This window comes from Rhodococcus sp. MPR-R1B (assembly GCF_058793255.1).
Genome location: NZ_JBXAFO010000006.1, coordinates 1 through 19,593 on the forward strand (window position 1 = coordinate 1; position 19,593 = coordinate 19,593).

Consider the following 19,593-nt stretch of genomic DNA (forward strand, 5'->3'; position numbering starts at 1 on the left):
GTTAAACCGCACATCACGGTGACTGCGTCGGCGAAAGATATGACAGACCTTAAAGTTCTGAAAGACCTCTTGCCGTCGACTCAGGAACTGGGTTTCGCGTGGACGGATTGGGTGGGCCCGATCAGTATCGACACCGCACGGATGTTGGCCTGCGACTGCACGGTCACCCGGATTTTGTTGGACGAGAACGGGGTTCCGCTCGACTGCGGCAAAGAAGCAAGGACCGCGACGGTACCCCAGCGGCGGGCGTTGGCGGTTCGTGATGGTGGGTGCGCGTTCCCGGGATGCGGGACACCATCGGGGTGGTGCGATGCCCACCATATTGTTCACTGGAACGATGGCGGCCCAACAGATCTCGACAATCTGATCTTGTTGTGCGGTCATCACCATCGGACGCTGCACCACACGGAGTGGCGGGTGGAGATCGGGCCGGATCGGAAGACGGTGTTTTATCCGCCGATGTCGGTGGATCCGTATCAGCAGCCGATCGGCGGGAACAGCCCACCCACGGCGGCGTGAATCGCGACAACTGAAGACGTGAGCACCGGGGCATCACCATGCCCCGGTGCTCACGGCTGTCTACTGTCAGAACGCTACTGTCAGAACGTGAGCGTGAGTCGCCCGTTCTCGTCGCTGATGTGAACAGTTCGCCCGATCGACGGAGGGTTGTCACCGCGAAGCTGGGTCAGTTCGGAGGCATTCTCGGGACCGGTGTGACCGGCGACGCGGCGGCCGTCCGGCGTTGCCGCGATCACGAACCCGATCTCAGGCTCCCCGGTGCGACCGTATTCGACAGAGGCAGTGACAATTTTTGCAGTGCCCTGGTAATCGGTGATCAGTTCCGGAGCCTCCGCGGTCAAAGCGCGTGCGTCGGGATCACCGACGTACCCGTCGGCATGAGCGGCAGACGACAGCAGTACGCAGTGCTGGTAGGTGAGGAATCCACCGTTGCCGTGGACGAGGGCAAGGTTCGCGCCGTCGCGAATTCGCCTGGTGACTTCAGCGACGGAATGCAGGGTGTAGCTGTTGAGCGGTCCGCCGAAGAACGAGTGTCCTCCGGTGACGCTTGGGATCGCGGTATCGGGAAGTCCGAGTTCGCGGATCAACAGCTTGGGCACGATCGGGAAGCAGCTGTAGGCATCGACGATGTCGAGTGCGTCGGCGCCGACTCCGGCACCGTCGAGTGTGCGATGTACGGCGTCATGCATCGCGGCCGAGCTGTCGAAGCTGTTGCGGCTGAGGATGTCCAACGGATCACTCGCACCAGCGCCGCCCCAGAGGTACACCAGTTTGCTTTCATCGATCCCGAACTCGCGGGCCGTCGACAACGAGCAGACGACAACGGCCGCAGCCTGATTGACGAAAGGCATGGCGTTGAGCATCAGCGGGTACGGCTCGGAGACCATCCGATTGCCGGGGCCGACGGTGCCGATCTCGTCTGCCGATCGGATCTCCGACGTCCAGGAGGCGGGATTCTTCGAACCCAGTTCCGAGAATGCGGCGTACATCCGCGCGGACCAGTCGAGCGATTCACCGGCGTCGTGGCCCTCGGCAGCGCTGAAACAGTTCTCGAAGAGCGGGTAGACGCGCGTAGGCACGATGAAACCGGCGCGCTGCATTTCAGGGCTTCCCAGGTCGGTCGGATCGAATCCGGGAGGCCCACCGGGCGCGGCTGTCCACCCGATCGAGTCGGGGGCGACTCCGGACTTTCGCAGGGCGGTACTGCTGGCGTGCGATTCGCCGCCCACGAGCAGAGCAGCCGAGGATTCACCGCGAGCGATGGCCGCGCCGATCCGATCGAGGAGCGCCGCGGGCCAGTGGCCACCGATCGGCGAGGTAGAGGTGACCGTGGGGGTCGCGCCTAATCGTGAGGCGAGTAGCCCGGGGAGATCGTCGTACGACCAGCTGACTGTCTTGATCGCGAACACGGAATCGATCTGTGTTCCCAGTTCAGCGTGTCCACTGTCGTTCAACGCGGCGACGGTGGCGTCGTGAATCAGATCGAGGGGTTCGCGGTGCCCGTCGGCAGGATTCCAGCGCAGATCGCCGACGCCGACGATGACCGGGATTCGTGATGCGTCAACCATCATGTACCTCTCGTTGCCGACCCGTAGCCGGGAGTTGCAGTCACGATATCGGGGACCCTGGTATGTGTAACTCTGGGGTCACAGTCAACGATTTTCGGGTTCCTATTTAGGTATGCCTAACGAAAGTCCTATACTCGTCTTCATGACAGCTGTGGCAGAGAGAATTTCGGTGCCCGTGGGGCCGCGTTCCATCGATCACCCCTACTCGATGACAACGGTGACTCTGAAGCTCTCTCATCAGCGGCAGTGGGCCCCGCATCGTCATCCTGAACATGAGCTGATCTGGGGAAACTCCGGTGGAATGCTCACGGTTGTCGCTGACGGCATCACTTGGGAGGTGCCGCCTTCGGCCGGACTGTGGCTGCCTGCCGGGGCGTTGCATGCCGTGAAGGCCGGTCCGGGTACGGAGTTCTTCTGCACCTACTTCCGGCCCGAGGCTCACGAGGCGCCGTCGGGTGTTCCGGGCTTGTTCGGTGTCAGCGCTCTCCTGCGTGAGGTACTCCTGCACATGCATCGGCGGAACATGCCCGACGAGGCGCGCAGTCGCGCCGAGCGGGTGGCCTTCGACATGTTGCAGCCGCTCGAAGTCGCTGCGGTGGAGGTTCCGATGCCGACCGATCCGCGAGCGTTGTTCGTTGCCGAAGCGTTGGTCGCCAATCCGGCAGACCAGCGGTCGCTGTCCGAATGGGCGCTGACGGCTGGCGGTAGCGTCCGTACGCTGACGCGTGTGTTCGCTCAGGGCACGGGAATGACTTTTGCGCAGTGGCGAATTCAGGTACGTGTCCGCGCAGCGTTGACGTATTTAGCTGCTGGAGTGCCGGTTTCGGTTGTCAGTAGGCGGGTCGGATACGAAACTCCGAGTGCCTTTGTCGCAGTGTTCCGCCGGGTCACCGGCCGCACACCCGGCAGCATGATGAACAAGGGGAGCGTGGCGCCGGAATCGGTGCCGTACCTTCTGCACGCTTGAGTTGGGTTGCACCGGGCGGAAGTGCTCGGTGCAACCGTCGCGGTCAACTCCGCGGAGCGGACCACGCTTCCCACAGCTCCGCGTACCGACCCCCGAGGTTGACCAACTCGTCGTGAGAGCCGTGCTCGACGACGCGGCCGTCGTCCATCACCAGGATCTGATCGGCGTCGACGGCCTGTGAGAGTCGGTGTGCCACTGTGACAGCAGTGCGACCTCGGGTCAGAGCGAGAGCGGCATCGTCGAGGACCCTGGCTCCGGCGCTGCCCGCTTCGGCGGTCGCCTCGTCGAGAATCAGCAGCGGCGGATCCAGTAATTCGATTCTTGCCAACGCAAGTTGTTGTGCCTGTGTTGCGGTCAGCCGGTGTCCACCGTCTCCGACCACGGTTTCGAGTCCGTCCGGGAGAGCCCGCAGCCAATCCGACGCGCCGACGGTATCGAGCGCCGCGGTGATGTCGTTGTCGGTTGCCGACGGGTCGGCCAGCCGCAGATCCTCGGCCAACGTGCCGGCGAAGACGTGGACCTCCTGAGTCACGAGGGCCACCGCGCTCCGAGATGTCGACGGTGGCAGTTCGTTCCGGGGCACCGTCCCGATCTTCACGACGCCTTCGGTCGGTTCGTAGGTTCCCGCGATCAGCTTTGCGACTGTAGATTTTCCGGCTCCGGTAGCGCCCACCAGTGCGGTGACGGTTCCTGCCGGAATGGTGATGTCGATGTCTCGCAGAACAGGAGCGTCGCCGCTTCGGTACGAGAATGTGACGCGTTCCAAAGAAGCTGAGCTGTCGACAGGTTCCTGCGGATCGGTCGGTGCGGATGGCACGGGCGCAAGCGTGACTCCGACCAGGCGAGCCATCGCGATTGTGCCTTCCTGCAATTCGTCGAACACGCTGAGAACCGCGCCCACCGGATCGAAGAGGCGGTGGAAGAACAGGGCTGCGGCGGTGGCGGCACCGATGCTGATCTGACCGTCTTTCACCAGCCAGAAGCCGGTGATCAGCACAGCGGACAGGCCGATGAACTCCGCGATGTTGAGCCGGCCGAAGAACCTGGTGCGTAGACGCGTGGTCAACAAGCTCAGCCGGACGGCCGTCATCGATCGAGATTCGATCTGTTCGAGATGCGACTCGGCCAGGCGAAGCGATCCGACGGTGTCGGAGTTGCTCAGCGAGTCCAGGAGCTGTTGCGCACGTGCACCTTCTGCCTCCCGCTCCTCGCGGTAGACCGGTGCCGACCTCGAGAGGTACCAGCGCAGCGCCTGGATCTGGATGGGTGCCGCGATCACCGCGGCGACGGCGAATCTCCAATCGAGGCTACCCAATCCGATCAGGGTCAACACGATGGTCAGTGCCGCGGTGGCAAAAACCGGAAGTGCTTCGGATACGGCCCGGGTCACCAACCGCACGTCGCCGGTGATGCGGGAGACGAGATCTCCGCGCCCGGCCCGTTCGACGTCGCTCTGCGGAAGGTCGAGAACCCGGACGACGACTTCTTCGCGAAGGTCGGCGACAACGCGCTCGCCGACGCCGGCGAGCAGGTAGTTGCTCACTCCGACGAGAAGGGATGAGGCAACCGCGATACCGACCAACGCGAGAGTCAGTGTGCCGATGCGAGAGACAGCGTCGCCGTCTGCGTCGGTCACGGCGTCGACCATGGCGCCGAGGACCAGCGGTGTGAGCAGACCGATCGCGGTCGCGGCGGTCAGGGTGACGACTGCTGCGATCGCGGAAATCCGGTGGGGTCCCATCAACCGAAGTGCCGCGCGCCGCGCTTGTTTCGGTGTTGCGGTGGGGAGTAGTTCGTTCACAGCTCGATCACCCGATCGCAGATATCGAGCAGCACGGGGCTGCTGGTCAGAAGTATTGTGGCGTGCGCCCCGCGTACCTCGGCGATCCCGCGAGCAATGCGCGCTTCGGTGACGGAGTCGACGGCAGTGGTGGGATCGTGCAGGACCAGGACGGGAGCTTCGCTCGCCAGTGCCCTCGCCAACGCGATGCGCTGACGCTGACCGCCGGACAAAGAATTCCCTTGCTCGGTGACTCGGGTTGCGAGGCCGAGCGGCAGTGCCGAGATCACTTGATCTGCCGCAGCAGCGGCGATGGCCTCGTCGTTGCGGCTGCCGATCGGTGCGAGGGCGTCGATGTTGTCGCCGACTGTGCCGATGAACAGTGCCGCGTCGTGCGGTGCTGCCAGAACGTGAGTGCGAAGTTCGTCGATGTGCAGCTCGTGAATGGCGTTGTCGCCGAGATGAATTGTTCCGCTCGAAGGCTCGATTCGACGCGCCAGTGCGTCGACCAACGCATCCGCCCATGCGGCATTCTCGGTGACGATGCCGATGATCTCGCCGCGTTTGACGTCGAGATCGACTGGTGACGCTCCGGCCAACACGACGTCGCGCAGCGTCAGGAACTCGGAGTGATTCAGGGACACAGGTTCACCCGCGGGAGTCACAGCCTCGGTGGTCCCGAGAAGTGCTGCGACGCGGTTGGCGGAAGCACGCGCCCGTGCCAGACCGGCGCCGAAGTAGATGATGTCGATCAACGGACCCCGAAGGAACTGTGCCAGACCAACCACGGCAACGAATTCACCGACCGAGATGCTCCCGGACGCTGCCATCCGTCCGCCCACGTACGCGATGACGGCGAGGAAAGCGCCGGCGATCGCAACGTTGGCGGCGGAGTACATCGCTTGGTATCTCTGTGCGCGAAGGGTTGCTTCCAACGAAGTCCGGCTGGCTCCCCGATACCGCTGCGCTGCAGCATCTCCGGCGCCGATTCCGGAGAGGATTCGGAGTCCGGAGAGTAGATCTGCGGCTAGCGCGCCGGCCTTGGCGCCCTGCCATTGATCTGTTTCGGCTCGGCGTTCGAGCGGCCGACTGACCACCTGCATGAGAGCCAGCACCGGGGGAGTGCCGAGGATGACGAGCAGGCCGAGTGGCACCGAGATCACCAGTAGCGAAATCGCGGCGGTCAGCACTCCGCAGGCGGCCGCAAGTTTGGTGCTCAGCGTGTGCGTGAATCCGGCCACCGAACCCGCGTCGGATGTTGCAATCGAGTAGACCTCGCCCGGCATACGCCGCGGCGACATGCCGTGCGGATCGAGGCCTCGGCGCGCGATGTCCATCCGCAAGCGATGTGCTCCGTGCTCGGTGACGGAATCGGAGATGCGCGCCGCGAAGCGCCAACTGAGCAACAAGCCGGTGAAGAGAATTCCGAGAACGAGGATCCACTTTCCGAGCGCTGCGGCATCGCTGGTCGCCACAGCACGGTCGATCACCGCACCGATCACCACCGGCACCAACGCTTCCGCGACCTGGTGGCCGGTGAAGCCGACGGACGCGGCCGCCAGCTTGGCTCCGCGACCTTCGGAAGCGATCGCGCGTGTGATTACCTGACGCGGCGTGATCGCCGGGCTGGTTGGGGGACCGTTTGTCTCGGCCGAAAGAAGTGGTGTCGAAGGCACTGGGTCCACGCTAGGGATCGTGGGCGGTAGTCAGAAGTCACACCGGTGCCAATACTTGTCGTGAACAGGCCATACGTATTGCGTTGGCCGAATTGCGATAGTAGTTGGCCCCGTTGCAGCGGAGAAGGCATCGACTCATCGACGACACTGCAATAAATTAAGGTCTACCTTACTTAGCACGGGTTAACTATGTCCGGAAGTCGGATGGATCCTCGTGTTTGGGTCCGGTTCATGTTCCATCGATGTTGGAGATTGTTGTGAGTCTTGTGTTCGGCGAGGTACTTCACAAGGAGTACGTGACCCCGGGAATGGTTCGTATCGTGTTCGGTGGGGAGGAGCTGACCGCCTTCGAAACCACCGGTACCGGTGACGAATACCTGCGCCTCCACTTCCCGGTCCCGGCTACAGGCAAGTTCGTTCTTCCGGCGGAAGATCCGGATGCACCGCGCGGTTGGCGATACCCGGAGGGAGAGGAACCGTCCCCGTGCCAGCCGTACACCGTGCGACGGTTCGATTCCGAAACCAGCTGCATGACGATCGACTTCGTCGTTCACGAGGGTGGTATCGCCAGCGACTGGGCACAGAAGGCCGAGATCGGTGACAAGTTGGCGATCGGCGAGTCTCGTGGCCTCTACGAGCCCCCGGCCGACGCACGCTGGCAGGTGTTCGTCGCCGACGCGACTGGACTCCCCGCACTCGGGCGCTTGATCGAACAGTTGCCCGCCGGGATGTCGGCCAAGGCGATCGTCGAGGTGGTGGACGAGTCTCACAAGCAGCAGATCACCTCGGACGCCGACGTCGAGTTCATCTGGCTGGTCGGCAGTGGCAACGGTGTTGCACCGTCGAAGTTGCCGGACGCGGTTCGCGCGATGAACTTGCCCACCGAACTCGGATACGTGTGGGTTGCAGGCGAGAGCACGATGCTCCGTGACATCCGCAAGTACCTTCGCCACGAACTGAAGTTGCCGGGTGAGCAGTACAAGGTCATCGGCTACTGGACGTACAAAGCCGAGGTGTGGAACGCGAAGTACGAGGCCCTCGACGAAAGTGTCCGCGCGGCACTCGATGCGGCTTGGGAATCGGACCGCGACGAGGAAGAGATCCGCGACGAGGTCGAGAAGACTCTAGAGAGCGCCGGCTTGTGACCGTTGGATTCGACAAGAGTGCTGTCGACAGCGGTGCGGCGGACAAGAGTGCAGTCGACAAACACACCGAAGAACTGATCGACGAGTCGCTGCACGAGAAGCAGAAGCAACCGGACGGCCTGGTGTCGACCAACTCTCGTCGTATGGCGGGTCTTCTGGTGTGCCTGGTGGTGCTCGCCGCCGTGCTCCTTCTGAGTATCGCGGTGGGATCGAAGACCATTCCGTTCGGGACCGTGATCGACGCGCTGGTGAACTACGACGACTCGAACGATCACGTGATCATCCGTGACCTGCGACTACCGCGTACTCTGCTCGGTCTGATAGTCGGTATGGCACTGGGTGTGGCCGGTGGCCTCATCCAGGCGATGACACGAAATCCCTTGGCTGATCCAGGAATTCTCGGTGTCAATGCCGGCGCGGGCTTCGCGATGGTCGTTGCCGTCGCGGTCTTCGGCTTGACCAGCATCTGGTCGTACATATGGTTCGCTTTCCTCGGAGCGGTGATAGCCACGGCGATCGTCTACACGCTGGGCTCGATCGGTCGAGGTGGTGCGACGCCCATTCGGCTGACGCTTGCCGGTGTTGCCATCGGCTCCGTGCTCGGCGGCATCTCGTCCGGGATCACCTTGCTCAACCCGACCGCCTTCGACCAGATGCGCCAGTGGAATGCCGGCTCACTCAGCGGGCGTTCGTTGGAAATCGTTCTCGCCGTCGCACCGTTCATTCTCATCGGGCTCTTCCTGGCGCTCGCGTTGGCGCGCCAACTCAACGCGGTGGCCCTGGGTGACGATCTGGCACGTTCGCTCGGTGCCAACATCACTCGTACTCGCATCCTCGGTGTCATCGCGGTGACATTGCTGTGCGGCGCGGCGACAGCTGCGGCCGGGCCGATCGGATTCGTCGGTTTGATGGTTCCGCACGTCGCGAGATGGTTCGTCGGACCGGATCAGCGATGGATTCTCCCGTACACGTTGGTGTGCTCGCCGATTCTTCTTCTCTTCTCCGACGTCGTCGGCCGAATCGTGCTGCGCCCGGGTGAACTTCAGGTCGGCATCGTCACGGCCTTCATCGGCGCTCCGGTGCTGATCATGCTGGTGCGTCGAAGCAAGGTGAGCGGTCTGTGAGCATCGATTTCGGGCGCGCCACCACGGTGGTGCGCTCACCCAAAGAAGGCTGGTCCGCGCGGATCGACGTCCGCACGGTCACAGTCTGCCTCGTCCTCGTTGCGCTTGCATTGGCCATCGGTGTCATCGCGCTCGGTAGTGGTGACTACCAAGTGCCGATCGGGGACGTCCTCGGTGCACTGTTCGGCGAAGCCCCCGCGCGTATCCACATGGTCGTCGTGGAATGGCGTCTGCCCCGAGTTCTGTTGGCGCTGATGCTCGGTGCGGCGCTCGGTATGAGCGGTGCGATCTTCCAATCGCTGACCAGGAACCCGTTGGGTAGCCCGGACATCATCGGCTTCAACTCCGGTGCGTACACGGGCGCTCTGGTGGTCATCCTCCTCATCGGTGGTACTTACTACGAGATCGCAGTCGGTGCTCTGGTGGGCGGAATCGCCACCGCAGCAGTTGTTTATCTCCTTGCGTACAAGCGAGGTGTGCAGGGATTCCGGTTGATCATCGTCGGTATCGCCATCAGCGCGATGTTGGGCTCGGTCAACACCTGGATGATCCTCAAGGCGAAACTTGACGACGCCATGGCTGCCGCAGTGTGGGGTGCCGGTTCGTTGAACGGCCTCGGCTGGACTCAGGTGTGGCCGGTGGTCGTCGTGCTGGCCATCCTCGTTCCGCTGATCCTGGTGTTGGGCAGGCGGATGCAGATGCTCGAGATGGGCGACGACGCCGCCAAGGCGCTCGGCGTCCGGGCCGAACCCACGCGGCTTTCCCTGGTTGTTCTCGGCGTCGCCCTGACGGCCATGGTGACAGCAGCGGCCGGTCCCATCGGGTTCGTCTCTCTTGCGGCTCCGCAGTTGGTGAGGCGATTGACCGGTAGTGCCGGAGTGACCCTGCTGCCGTCGGCAGCAATGGGTGGCGCGTTGCTGATGGTCAGCGACTGGGTGGCGCAGCGAGCTTTCGCGCCGACACAGTTGCCGGTCGGCGTCGTCACCGTCTCCATCGGTGGCATCTATTTCGTATGGCTTCTCGCGCGAGAGGCACGTAAGCAGTGATCGGTGAAGGAACGAGGAACAGCGTGAACGAGACAAGTACGGCCGCCGTCGTGGTCGAAAGGACGAATCGGCTTCGCGCCGAGGACGTCACGATCGGTTACGACAAGCGCGTCATCTCGGAACACCTCGACGTCGAAATCCCCGACGGTGGCTTCACCGTCATCGTCGGTCCCAATGCCTGCGGCAAGTCGACGCTTCTGCGTGCGCTGTCCCGGTTGCTCAAGCCGACCACCGGCAAGGTCCTTCTCGACGGTAAGGCGATCACGTCGTACCCGGCAAAGGAAGTTGCGAGGCGACTCGGGCTTCTGCCGCAGACGTCGATCGCGCCGGACGGAATCAAAGTCGCCGATCTGGTTGCGCGAGGGCGTTATCCGCACCAGAAGCTGATCCGCCAGTGGTCCCGAGAGGACGAGGCCGCCGTCATCAAGGCGATGGAGGCAACCAAGGTCACGGATCTGTCGGCCAGGCCGGTCGACGAACTGTCCGGTGGTCAGCGCCAACGTGTCTGGGTAGCTATGGTTCTCGCGCAGCAGACTCCGTTGGTGCTACTGGACGAGCCGACGACGTTCCTCGACATCGCGCACCAGATCGAGCTGCTGGAACTCTGCCGCGATCTGAACGAGAACGACGGACACACGCTGGTGGCGGTGCTTCACGATCTCAATCACGCGTGCCGCTACGGAACTCACATCATCGCGATGAAGGACGGCGCGGTGGTCGCCGAGGGCCCGCCCGCGGAGATCATCACCGAAGAACTGGTGCAGGAGGTGTTCGGCATGGCGTGCCGCATCATCGACGATCCGGTTTCCCACACACCGCTGGTCATTCCGCTGGGACGCGAGCGTCAGCGAAACATCGAAGGAGCAAAGGTATGACACTCGTCCTGGATGCGCAGGTTACCGACACGGAGTGGGCTCAGATCGTCGACCGCATTTCGCGACGCCGATTCTTCGGTGGCGCAGCTGGTGTGGCTGCAGCATTGGCGCTGAGCGCCTGCGGAAGCTCCGATGGCGAATCCGACTCTGCCAGTGACACTCTCCCGTACACGTGGGCCGAGTTCAGCGGCGACGTTCCGCGCGACCCGAAGCGTGTGGTGGTGCTCGACGGCCGCGTCGACCTCGAATTCGCGATGATGATGGACTACCCGATCGTCGGATCGGGCAACTTCTGGTTCCCCGACGCCAAGGCAGGATTCCAGTTTCCCGGCCGCACCATCGAGGACGCGAGCTTCGTCAACGTCGCCGGCGACTTCTCCACCAACTTCGAGGCTCTGCTCGCTCTCGAGCCCGATCTGATCGTCATCACTGCGATCGGATACACCAGTGACTGGTACGGCACCGAGCGATTGTCTTCCATCGCGCCGCTGTTGGTCGTCGGCGACGACGTCGAACCGATTGCCGGGCACCCGGTCGACTGGCGAGGTGCTCTGATGGCGCAGGCGAGCCAGCTCGACCGGGTGACGATCGCCGAGGCTTCCATTGCGGAGTACGACGACAAGCTCGCGAGACTGCGACCGATGTTGCAGGAGAAGCTGGGCGGAAAGAAGATCGTGTTCGGCGTTCAGACGCCGACGGGCTTCCTTGTGCATCAGCGGAATCTGCGAATCAGTGTTGCACTCGATGCCGGCCTGGACGTGCTTTTCCGTGACGACGACAATGCAGAGAACTCGTTCGAGTTGTCGTTCGAGCAACTCGACACCTTGGCTCCGGCGGATGTGATCATCGCTCAAGCACGCGATCAGGAAGCGCTCGACGCGATCAAGACGCAGCCGACGTGGCAGCGGTTGCCTGCAGTTCAAGCGGGCAACGTGTTGACCAGCGACGCGCGATACAACCAAGGATTTGCGCTCACCGCGGCCATCTTCCTCGACGTTCTCGAGGAAGCGGCCGGGCGAATCACTGCTGGGCAGTAATTCAGGCGACGTTGCGGGCCTGGTCGAGTAGTTGTGCAACCTGCTCGAACCAGGCGCCGTAATTGGCGTAGGTGTTGGGACGCTTGTCGTCGAAGTCGATCACCTGGTTCGCGGTCACCGCGGGCAGCTTGACGAACACAGGTGATGCCGCGAATGCCTCTGCCGACTTCGCGAACTGGAACACGATGTCCGCCGGATAGTCCGGTACCTGTTCCCAGCTGAGATCGGCCCAGCCCTTGTCGCCTCCCGGACCGGTGAACTTCACGCCCAGTTCCTTCAGGTAACCGAACTGAGCGAGCGCAGTTGTGCCTGCGTACAACTCGGAGCTGTCACCGTTCAGGGCGAGGACTTCGATGTCGTCGACCTTGGCCGCAGCAGTTCGGATGCGCTCCGCACCGGATTCGAATGCTTCCTTGCCCTCGCGTGCTGCGGCTGTGTCGGTGTTCCCGCCGAGTGCTTCGGCGAGTGAGGCGTACTCGTTCAACACGTCCGGTGTCGAGGCTCCGGAGAACTTGACGCCGACAAACGGTGCAACATTGTTGACGGTCTTGCCCATCGGCTCGTCCCACCAAGTCCATCGTGTCGGGTCGTCGCTGTTGCCGTACCCGATGACCAGGTCTGGGTCCAGCGCCGCAAGAGCTTCCGCGCTGAGTTCACCTTCACGGCCGACGACGGTCATCGTCGACTCGTCAGCGCGATCGGTGACGTCTGGATTGCCGACGCCGTAACCGAAGATGCCGACCGGCCGAATGCCGTAGTCCCACAGAGCCGCAGCGGAGTACGCGTCGACGACGATCCGCTCCGGGGCGTGGTCGAGGGTGATCGTGTTTCCGTATCCCGTTGTGTAACTCCAGGACTGGTCGGCAGACCTGGTCTCGGTAGAGGGCGCTGCGTCGCTACTTCCGCAACCGGCGAGTAGGAGCGTGGCGACGGCGGGTAGTGTGGCGAAGCCGGCGAGCCGGCGATTGATTTTCATGAGAACCTTCCGAACATGGCGAAATAAGCTAGGTAAGCCTAACCTGACATGTCATTCGGGTGTTCTCGGGGTCAGTTGCCCTGCCACATCTGAAGCCATTCGCTCCAGGACGGGGGAGTGATCGTTGGTCGAGGTGTTCCGCCACGAAGTCCGTCGAGCATGAAGTCGAGATAGCGCGTGTGTATTTCGGTGGCTCGATCACCCTCGATCGGCAGAGTCGGCCGCAGATGCACTGTCATGAGCATGACGTCAGCAGCAGTGAAGTCGGGCGGGACTTCGCGAGCGTCGATGCAGACGTCGACCATCGATTGCAGTGCGGCCTCCAATTCTTCGGCGGCACGAGTGACTTCGGCGTGTTCAGGTAACTTGCCGCCGAGGACCGGAATGAGCGGTCCCACTGATTCGGTGAGATATCGCGAGAAGAACGTCTTCAATACGGCTTCATCGGTTTTCGCGGTGCTCATGCACTCTCGGGCGAGGGTGGCGAGGTGGTCGATCGCCCAGACGCGCAGGGATTGCGCCAGTTCCTCCTTGCCTCGGTATCGGCGATAGATGCTGCCTACTCCCACTCCGGCCCGGGTGGCAATTGCCGATACCGGTGCATTCCAACCCTGTTCGGCAAAAATCTCGCGCGCTGCTCGCAGTACGGTGACGTCGTTGTCTGCGGCTTCTCGGGCGCGTCCGGGGAGGCTCGCATTCTCTTTCGCCATTCCCACAGGCTAGCAATGCATGGTTTACTCAATCGGAACGGAGTGTTCCGTTCCGATTCGATTCATGATTGGAGGAAGGTGTCGATGACAACCTTGGCGGAGGCGCCCACGCGATCCGGGAGCCGGGTGATCGCCGCGCTTGCGGGGGCGGTACTCGTCTACTCGCTCATGCAGACCATGCTGGTACCGGCGTTGCCGGTGTTGGGTGAGCATTTCGACACGTCCGTGGCGGTGACCGGCTGGATCCTGACGGCGTACCTGTTGGCGGCCGCGGTGATGGCTCCGATAGTCGGCGCGATGGGTGACCGATTCGGCGACAAGCGAGTCCTGGTGATCGTCCTGATCATCTTCGCTCTCGCGACATTTGCCGCGGCAGCCGCCCCGAATATCGGGGTGCTGCTTGTCGTTCGAGCTGTCCAGGGAGTGAGCATGGCGAGCTTCCCGCTTGCGATGGCAGTACTGCGGAGAACGGTAGTAGGTCCCGAGTTGTCTTCAGGGATAGGTTGGCTCGCTGGGACTTTGGGAATCGGTGCCGGAAGTGCACTGGTGATCGGCGGTGTCATCCTCGAGTATCTCAGTTGGCAGTGGTTGTTCGTGATCACCGGGATCTTGATCGTGCTCGCATTGGTCGCAGTGGTGGCCGTGGTTCCGGGCTCGCATCGCCGCCCGGGTATGCCGACGGACTGGGCCGGTGCCGGCGCTCTGGCGTTCGGATTGGTGAGCCTGCTATTGGCGATCACGAAAGCCTCCGACTGGGGAGTTTTGTCGCTCGGATTCTGGGGTCTGGTGGTAGTCGCGTTCGTTTCGTTCGCGACACTGATTGCCGTCGATTCCCGCCACGACGCGCCGATCGTCGACATGCGAGTTTTTCGGGACAAGCCGATGATGATCACCAGCGCACTCACCCTGGTGTTCGGGTTCGTGCCGTACATTTTCTATCTCTGTCTGCCGCGGATCCTCCAGGCGCCGGAAACGTCCACGTATGGAAGCGGATTCACCGTTGTGCAGACCGGCTTGGCGCTCTTGCCCGCCGCTGTCCTCGTCTTTCTCGGTGGCCGCTTGACGCCGGCTCTCGCGCGGCGATTCGGGCCGCGGGTGCCCGCTGTCATAGCGCTGGCCCTCATGGCGGCGGGCGCAGTCGGACTCGCGATCTGGCCGAGTTCGGTGGTTGCGATCGTGGCGTTCTTTTCCCTCGTCGGATCGGGGAACGGCGTGGGGTTCGCGGTCTGTGCTCTGTTGGTTGCCTCGATCGTCCCGCCATCGGAAATGGCAGCAGCCAGTGGAGTCAACAGTGTGATCAGAACCGTCGGTTCGGCGGTGGGCGCCCCGGTGACCACAGCGGTCCTGGCGATCGGCATTTCCGGCGACTCGTTCGCGCTGGCGTTCGTGATGGGTGCCGTCATCAGTGTTGTCGCCTGTCTGCCGGCGATTGCACTTCCAGCGACGAGGACTGCACAAAAGGCGTGACTTATTGTAGGCTCCCCTAATCGAGACAGCGTGTAACTAAAGCGGGGAGAGAAGGATGCGGCAGCAGTGGGGCCTGCGAGCAACGGCACTCGCAGCGACAGCAACGGCGCTTGTCGGTTGCTCCGTGGGCGGCGATGACGCAGACGCATCGGAAACAGGCGAGTCGTCGGCCGTACCTGCACCTCAGAAACTGCTCGCACTGGACGAGTTCGCAGCGCTCAACGCACTCACGCTCGGGGTCAAGCCCGATACGGTCTTCGCCACGCTGCAGTCGCAGGCGGCGAAGGAGATATTGCAGAGTGAGGGGATCGAGGTCGTCGACAAACCGACGTTCTTCCAATCACCAGATGTGGAGCAGATCGCGGCCGTTCATCCTGACCGAATCCTGCTCAGTGATGTCGGCTCGTTGACGTCGATCACCGTGCAGGCCAACGAGATTGCCCCGACGACGGTGCTCGCCTATGCGGCGCCGTGGCGCGAAGTTCTGAATACCGCGGCGACTGCACTGGGTCGAGAGTCCGAAGCTCGCGAAATCGTGTCGAGGCTCGAGGCCAAATTTGCCGAAGTATCCGGAACGGTCGAGGCGCAACCGCAGACACTGTCAGTGCTGGTGGGATTCTCCGGCGGCATCTACACCGTCATCCCACAGTCGCCGATGTCCTCGATCATCGAGGAAGCCGGTTTCGGGCGCCCGCAAGCCGAACTCGACGCGAAGATCGGCCCCAACACAGGTGTTGCCACGTCTTCGGTGTCCGGCGAGGAGGTCGGACAGCATGCGGCGGACGCGATGGTCGTGACCTCGGGCAACATCTACGACGGCGCTCTAGTTCACGCAAATCCACTGTTCAACGAGATCTCCGCAGTAAAGGCCGGACGCACGGCAGACGTGAGCGGTGAACTTTGGTTCGGCAGTTATCCTTTCGCGGTCTACTGGATCCTCGAAGACCTCGAGGCTCTTGCCGATCGCACTCTCACCGGCGCGGAACTCCAAGGCCGCATCGCATCCGACGCCGACGCAGTTACCCGATGGAAGGCGTTCTCGAAATGACGACGACACAGGCCACGAAAGCAGACATTTCATCTGAAGAGGCCGACGCATCACAAGGAGCGACGGCCGAAGCCTCGCAAGCCAAAGCTGAAGCGGCGGCGCACAAGAGCGCGCTTCGCGAACTCCTTGCGCCAGTTCGTACACGGACCACCATCGCGATGGTGATGCAGGTGATCGCCGCGGTCGCGGCCATCGTGCCGTACGTGGCCATCGCCGAGTTGGGTAAGACGCTGATCGTGGGCGGCGACATCGACTCGTCTCGCGTCTGGACGATCGTGTGGGTGGTCGTCTTGGGTCTGGGTATGCGTGCGTTCTTCGGAGGCGGTGCATTGATCGTGACGCACTTCGCCGATGTCAATCTTCAAGCTGTGCTTCGGCGTCGAATCGCAGCGACACTGGGTCGACTTCCACTGGGCTGGTTCACCTCCCACTCGTCCGGAACCGTGCGAAAAGCCGCGCAGAACGACATCTCCGATCTCCACTACCTGGTTGCGCACAGCGCCGTCGAGACCACCGGCGCCATCGCGGTGCCGCTCGTCGGGCTCGGCTACGTGATCTCGATCGACTGGCGTCTGGGACTGGTCGCGATTGCCACCCTCCCGATCTACATGATCGCCTACGCGATGATGACCAAGGACATGGCCGTCAAGATGAGCCGGATGAATGAGGGCATCGCGGCCATCAGCAACACCATCGTCGAGTTCGTCACCGGCATCGCAGTGGTCAAGACCTTCGGTCAGGACAAGCAGTCACATTCTCGATACCGCGACGCTGCCAAGGCGTTTGCCGTCTCGTACGAGGGCTGGGTTCGCCCGATGCTCCGGACCGAGGCGCTGGCCTCGATTGCGTTGAGCGCACCGGTTGTGCTGGTGGTCAACCTTGGCCTCGGCTCGTGGTTCGTTCACTCCGGATGGGTGTCACCCATCGATGTGCTGACCAGTTCTCTTGTCGCGATGGTGATTCCGGTGTCGGTGACGACCATCGGTTTCGGTATGCAGGCTCGCCGTGAGGCAGCCGCCGCTGCGGCGCGACTGATCGCGCTGTTCGCAACCGACGCTCTGCCGGAAACCGATCATCCGAAAAAGCCTGTGGGGAACGAAGTTCGATTCTCCGGAGTTTCCTTTGCATACGACGACGGCGCCGACGTTCTGACCGACATTGATCTGACGCTGCCGGAGGGTACGGTGACGGCGCTGGTCGGACCTTCGGGTTCGGGTAAGTCGACGCTGGCAACGCTGGTTCCGAGGTTCCACGACGTGCGTGCCGGATCCGTGGCCATCGGTGGTGTCGACGTCAGGGAAGTCGCTACCGACGAGCTGTACCGCCACGTCGGATTCGTTCTGCAGGACGTGCAGCTGGTCGAAGCGACCGTGCTCGACAACATTCGGCTTGCCCAACCGCAGGCGACTTCGGCCGAGGTGAAGGCCGCTGCCGCAGCCGCGCAGATCGACACCCGAATCGAAGCGCTCCCGAGGGGGTACGACTCGGTGGTCGGGGTCGACGCCAGATTCTCGGGTGGTGAAGCCCAAAGAGTCTCCATCGCGCGTGCGATTCTCGCGGACACTCCTGTTCTCGTGCTCGACGAGGCAACCGCGTTCGCCGACCCGGAGTCCGAAGCCGATATCCAAGAAGCGCTGTCGCGTTTGACGGTGGGGCGCACCGTGCTGGTGATCGCGCACCGGTTGGCTTCGATCGTGAGTGCCGATCAGATCGTGGTCCTCGACGCCGGACGGATCGTGGAGAAGGGCACGCACGATCAGCTTGTGGCGAGTGGTTCAACCTATGCGCGGATGTGGGCGAGTCACAGTCGGGCCGACTCGATTGAACACAGTCGGGCCGACTCGATTGAGCACAGTCGGGCCGACTCGATTGAACGCAACACCGCAGGTAAGTCTGACGCAGCAGGAAAGGCCAACTCATGATTCGCGACCTCTTCCGGATACTCGGCCCGCAGAATCAGGGCCGTTATCGCGAGTTCCTGGTGTGGGCAGTGTTGTACGGCGTGATGCAGGGTTTGGCAGTGGCGCTTCTGGTCCCTGCGGTGCAGGCACTGTTCGATCAGAGCTGGGGCAGTTTCGTTCGGTGGCTCGCCGCCATGGCCGTATGCGCTGTGATCAGTTCGATTGCGCACTACCTGCAGGCGATGAAGGGTTTCGAGTCGGCCCTCACTCTGCTGCGGACGATGCATCTGCGCCTGGGAGATCATCTCGTCACTCTGCCGCTCGGCTGGTTCGGCGCCGGCCGACTCGGGCAGGTATCGCAGGTTGCCAGCAAGGGCACCATCTCGGTGATGGGGGCCGCTGCGCACCTGATGACACCGATCATCTCCGGAATTGCCAGCCCGGCAACCATTGTCGTGTGCATGTTGTTCTTCGACTGGCGGCTCGGGCTCGCGCTGGTAATCAGCGTTCCGATTCTCTTCGCGGCAGCACGATTTGCCTCGACGATGACTGCCAAGGCCGACGATCGGGCTCATGCAGCGGCCGTCGAATCGAACAATCGAGTGCTCGAATACGCGCGTTGCCAACCGGTCCTGCGTGCTTTCGGACGCACCCACGGGGTGTACGAACCGCTCGACGACGCGATCGAAGCGCAACACACTGCCGGTCGTTCACAACTGTGGTTCGTGGTGATCGGGTCCGTGGTCAACGGGATCGCCCTGCAATTCGTGTTCTCTGCCGTGATCATCTTGGGCGCGTTCCTCGCGCTCGGCGGCGACATCGATCCGGTCACGTTGATCGCGCTACTCGGACTGACCGCACGGTTCATCCAGCCGCTGGGTGAGATCGGCGAGTTCGGCGGTGCAATCAGAATGGCACGCAATGAAATCCGGCGAATGTCCGAGATCCTCGAAGTTGAACCAATGGTCGAACCCGATACCAGCGGGACGGCGACGGGGGAGACGGCAGTGCAGTTCGACGCCGTCGACTTCGGATACGCGGACGGTGGGCAGGTTCTGCGAAACATCTCCTTCGACGTGCCACGGAAGTCGTTGACGGCGTTGGTCGGTCCGTCAGGGTCCGGCAAAACCACCGTCACCCGGTTGATCTCGCGCTTCTACGACGTCGACTCCGGTGTGGTGCGTGTCGGCGGCGTCGACGTGCGGGACCTCACGAGTGCCGACCTGATGTCGCAGCTGTCTCTGGTCTTCCAGGACGTGTACCTCTTCGACGACACGTTGATCGCGAACATCCGCCTCGGCCGCCCCGAAGCCACGGACGAAGAAGTCTTCGACGTGGCTCGGATCGCGGGCGTCGCGGAAATCGTCGAGCGGCTTCCTCGGGGTTGGGACACCCGTGTCGGTGAGGGCGGGACGGCACTGTCCGGTGGAGAGCGGCAGCGGGTCTCCATTGCACGCGCACTCCTCAAACGCGCACCTGTCGTTCTGCTCGACGAGGCGACTGCCGCGCTCGATCCCGAGAACGAGGCACACGTTCAACGTGCGATGCAAGAACTCGCCAGGGAAAGCACACTGCTCGTGATCGCTCACAAACTGTCGACCGTCGTGGCCGCAGATCAGATCATCGTGCTCGGTGACGACGGTTCGATCGTCGAAGTGGGCACCCACGAAGTCCTGCTCGCAGCCGGTGGGAACTACGCCGCGTTCTGGAATCAGCGCCACCGTGCGTCGGGATGGCGGTTGGTGGCAAGCTGA

At 62.8% G+C, this 19,593-nt stretch carries 16 protein-coding genes; 11 read left to right on the forward strand and 5 right to left on the reverse strand.

Annotated features, from left to right (window positions below):
• A partial coding sequence (locus tag AC1Q61_RS10420; protein ID WP_492654886.1) for an HNH endonuclease signature motif containing protein occupies nucleotides 1–519 on the forward strand: 519 nt, incomplete at its 5' end.
• 80 nt (nucleotides 520–599) lie between these two features.
• On the opposite strand, the gene AC1Q61_RS10425 is transcribed toward AC1Q61_RS10420, so the two are convergent.
• On the reverse strand, nucleotides 600–2,090 hold the full coding sequence (locus AC1Q61_RS10425; protein ID WP_007729005.1) for an acetyl-CoA acetyltransferase: 1,491 nt from the start codon (nucleotides 2,088–2,090) through the stop codon (nucleotides 600–602).
• 139 nt (nucleotides 2,091–2,229) lie between these two features.
• Between AC1Q61_RS10425 and AC1Q61_RS10430 the strand changes: the two genes are divergently transcribed.
• Entirely contained in the window at nucleotides 2,230–3,054 is an 825-nt protein-coding gene (locus AC1Q61_RS10430) for a helix-turn-helix domain-containing protein (protein WP_042920975.1), read from the forward strand.
• A gap of 43 nt (nucleotides 3,055–3,097) precedes the next feature.
• Here AC1Q61_RS10430 and AC1Q61_RS10435 read toward each other — a convergent pair whose 3' ends face one another.
• Both AC1Q61_RS10435 and AC1Q61_RS10440 read right to left on the reverse strand, forming a co-directional pair.
• The gene (locus AC1Q61_RS10435; protein ID WP_193595072.1) at nucleotides 3,098–4,855 is read right to left on the reverse strand and encodes an ABC transporter ATP-binding protein; all 1,758 of its coding nucleotides are present in this window, start codon (nucleotides 4,853–4,855) and stop codon (nucleotides 3,098–3,100) included.
• Complete coding sequence (locus AC1Q61_RS10440; protein ID WP_235867842.1) at nucleotides 4,852–6,510, reverse strand: ABC transporter ATP-binding protein; 1,659 nt, start codon at nucleotides 6,508–6,510, stop codon at nucleotides 4,852–4,854. The genes AC1Q61_RS10435 and AC1Q61_RS10440 overlap by 4 nt, the downstream gene beginning before the upstream one ends.
• Before the next feature lie 257 nt (nucleotides 6,511–6,767).
• On the opposite strand from AC1Q61_RS10440, the gene AC1Q61_RS10445 reads away from it, so the two are divergent.
• Genes AC1Q61_RS10445 through AC1Q61_RS10465 form a run of 5 tightly spaced genes read left to right on the forward strand, consistent with a single transcriptional unit; the run spans nucleotide 6,768 to nucleotide 11,737 of the window.
• Nucleotides 6,768–7,655 carry a siderophore-interacting protein gene (locus tag AC1Q61_RS10445; RefSeq protein ID WP_228232781.1) on the forward strand — a complete coding sequence of 296 codons (888 nt, stop codon included), beginning with the start codon at nucleotides 6,768–6,770 and terminating at the stop codon, nucleotides 7,653–7,655.
• Entirely contained in the window at nucleotides 7,652–8,779 is a 1,128-nt protein-coding gene (locus AC1Q61_RS10450) for a Fe(3+)-siderophore ABC transporter permease (RefSeq protein WP_003946222.1), read from the forward strand. The genes AC1Q61_RS10445 and AC1Q61_RS10450 overlap by 4 nt, the downstream gene beginning before the upstream one ends.
• Nucleotides 8,776–9,825, forward strand: a complete 1,050-nt coding sequence (gene fepG / locus AC1Q61_RS10455) for an iron-enterobactin ABC transporter permease (protein ID WP_003946259.1) — start codon at nucleotides 8,776–8,778, stop codon at nucleotides 9,823–9,825. The genes AC1Q61_RS10450 and fepG overlap by 4 nt, the downstream gene beginning before the upstream one ends.
• Nucleotides 9,826–9,848: 23 nt before the next feature.
• On the forward strand, nucleotides 9,849–10,700 hold the full coding sequence (locus AC1Q61_RS10460) for an ABC transporter ATP-binding protein (protein WP_050794099.1): 852 nt from the start codon (nucleotides 9,849–9,851) through the stop codon (nucleotides 10,698–10,700).
• Nucleotides 10,697–11,737 (forward strand): ABC transporter substrate-binding protein, encoded by a 1,041-nt coding sequence (locus AC1Q61_RS10465; RefSeq protein WP_007728999.1) that lies wholly within the window; start codon nucleotides 10,697–10,699, stop codon nucleotides 11,735–11,737. The genes AC1Q61_RS10460 and AC1Q61_RS10465 overlap by 4 nt, the downstream gene beginning before the upstream one ends.
• A 1-nt stretch (nucleotide 11,738) precedes the next feature.
• On the opposite strand, the gene AC1Q61_RS10470 is transcribed toward AC1Q61_RS10465, so the two are convergent.
• Nucleotides 11,739–12,713 (reverse strand): ABC transporter substrate-binding protein, encoded by a 975-nt coding sequence (locus tag AC1Q61_RS10470; protein ID WP_030536302.1) that lies wholly within the window; start codon nucleotides 12,711–12,713, stop codon nucleotides 11,739–11,741.
• A gap of 71 nt (nucleotides 12,714–12,784) precedes the next feature.
• Entirely contained in the window at nucleotides 12,785–13,423 is a 639-nt protein-coding gene (locus AC1Q61_RS10475) for a TetR/AcrR family transcriptional regulator (RefSeq protein WP_030536301.1), read from the reverse strand.
• 84 nt (nucleotides 13,424–13,507) lie between these two features.
• On the opposite strand from AC1Q61_RS10475, the gene AC1Q61_RS10480 reads away from it, so the two are divergent.
• From AC1Q61_RS10480 to AC1Q61_RS10495, 4 genes are read left to right on the forward strand one after another with little or no spacing between them, the layout of a single operon-like run.
• Nucleotides 13,508–14,890, forward strand: coding sequence for an MFS transporter (locus tag AC1Q61_RS10480; protein WP_030536300.1), 1,383 nt, complete (start codon nucleotides 13,508–13,510; stop codon nucleotides 14,888–14,890).
• 55 nt (nucleotides 14,891–14,945) lie between these two features.
• Nucleotides 14,946–15,938: an ABC transporter substrate-binding protein gene (locus tag AC1Q61_RS10485; protein WP_058037023.1), complete on the forward strand. Its 993-nt coding sequence runs from the start codon at nucleotides 14,946–14,948 to the stop codon at nucleotides 15,936–15,938.
• Complete coding sequence (locus AC1Q61_RS10490; protein WP_230587544.1) at nucleotides 15,935–17,860, forward strand: ABC transporter ATP-binding protein; 1,926 nt, start codon at nucleotides 15,935–15,937, stop codon at nucleotides 17,858–17,860. The genes AC1Q61_RS10485 and AC1Q61_RS10490 overlap by 4 nt, the downstream gene beginning before the upstream one ends.
• Entirely contained in the window at nucleotides 17,857–19,593 is a 1,737-nt protein-coding gene (locus tag AC1Q61_RS10495) for an ABC transporter ATP-binding protein (RefSeq protein ID WP_030536297.1), read from the forward strand. Before AC1Q61_RS10490 ends, AC1Q61_RS10495 begins: the two co-directional genes overlap by 4 nt.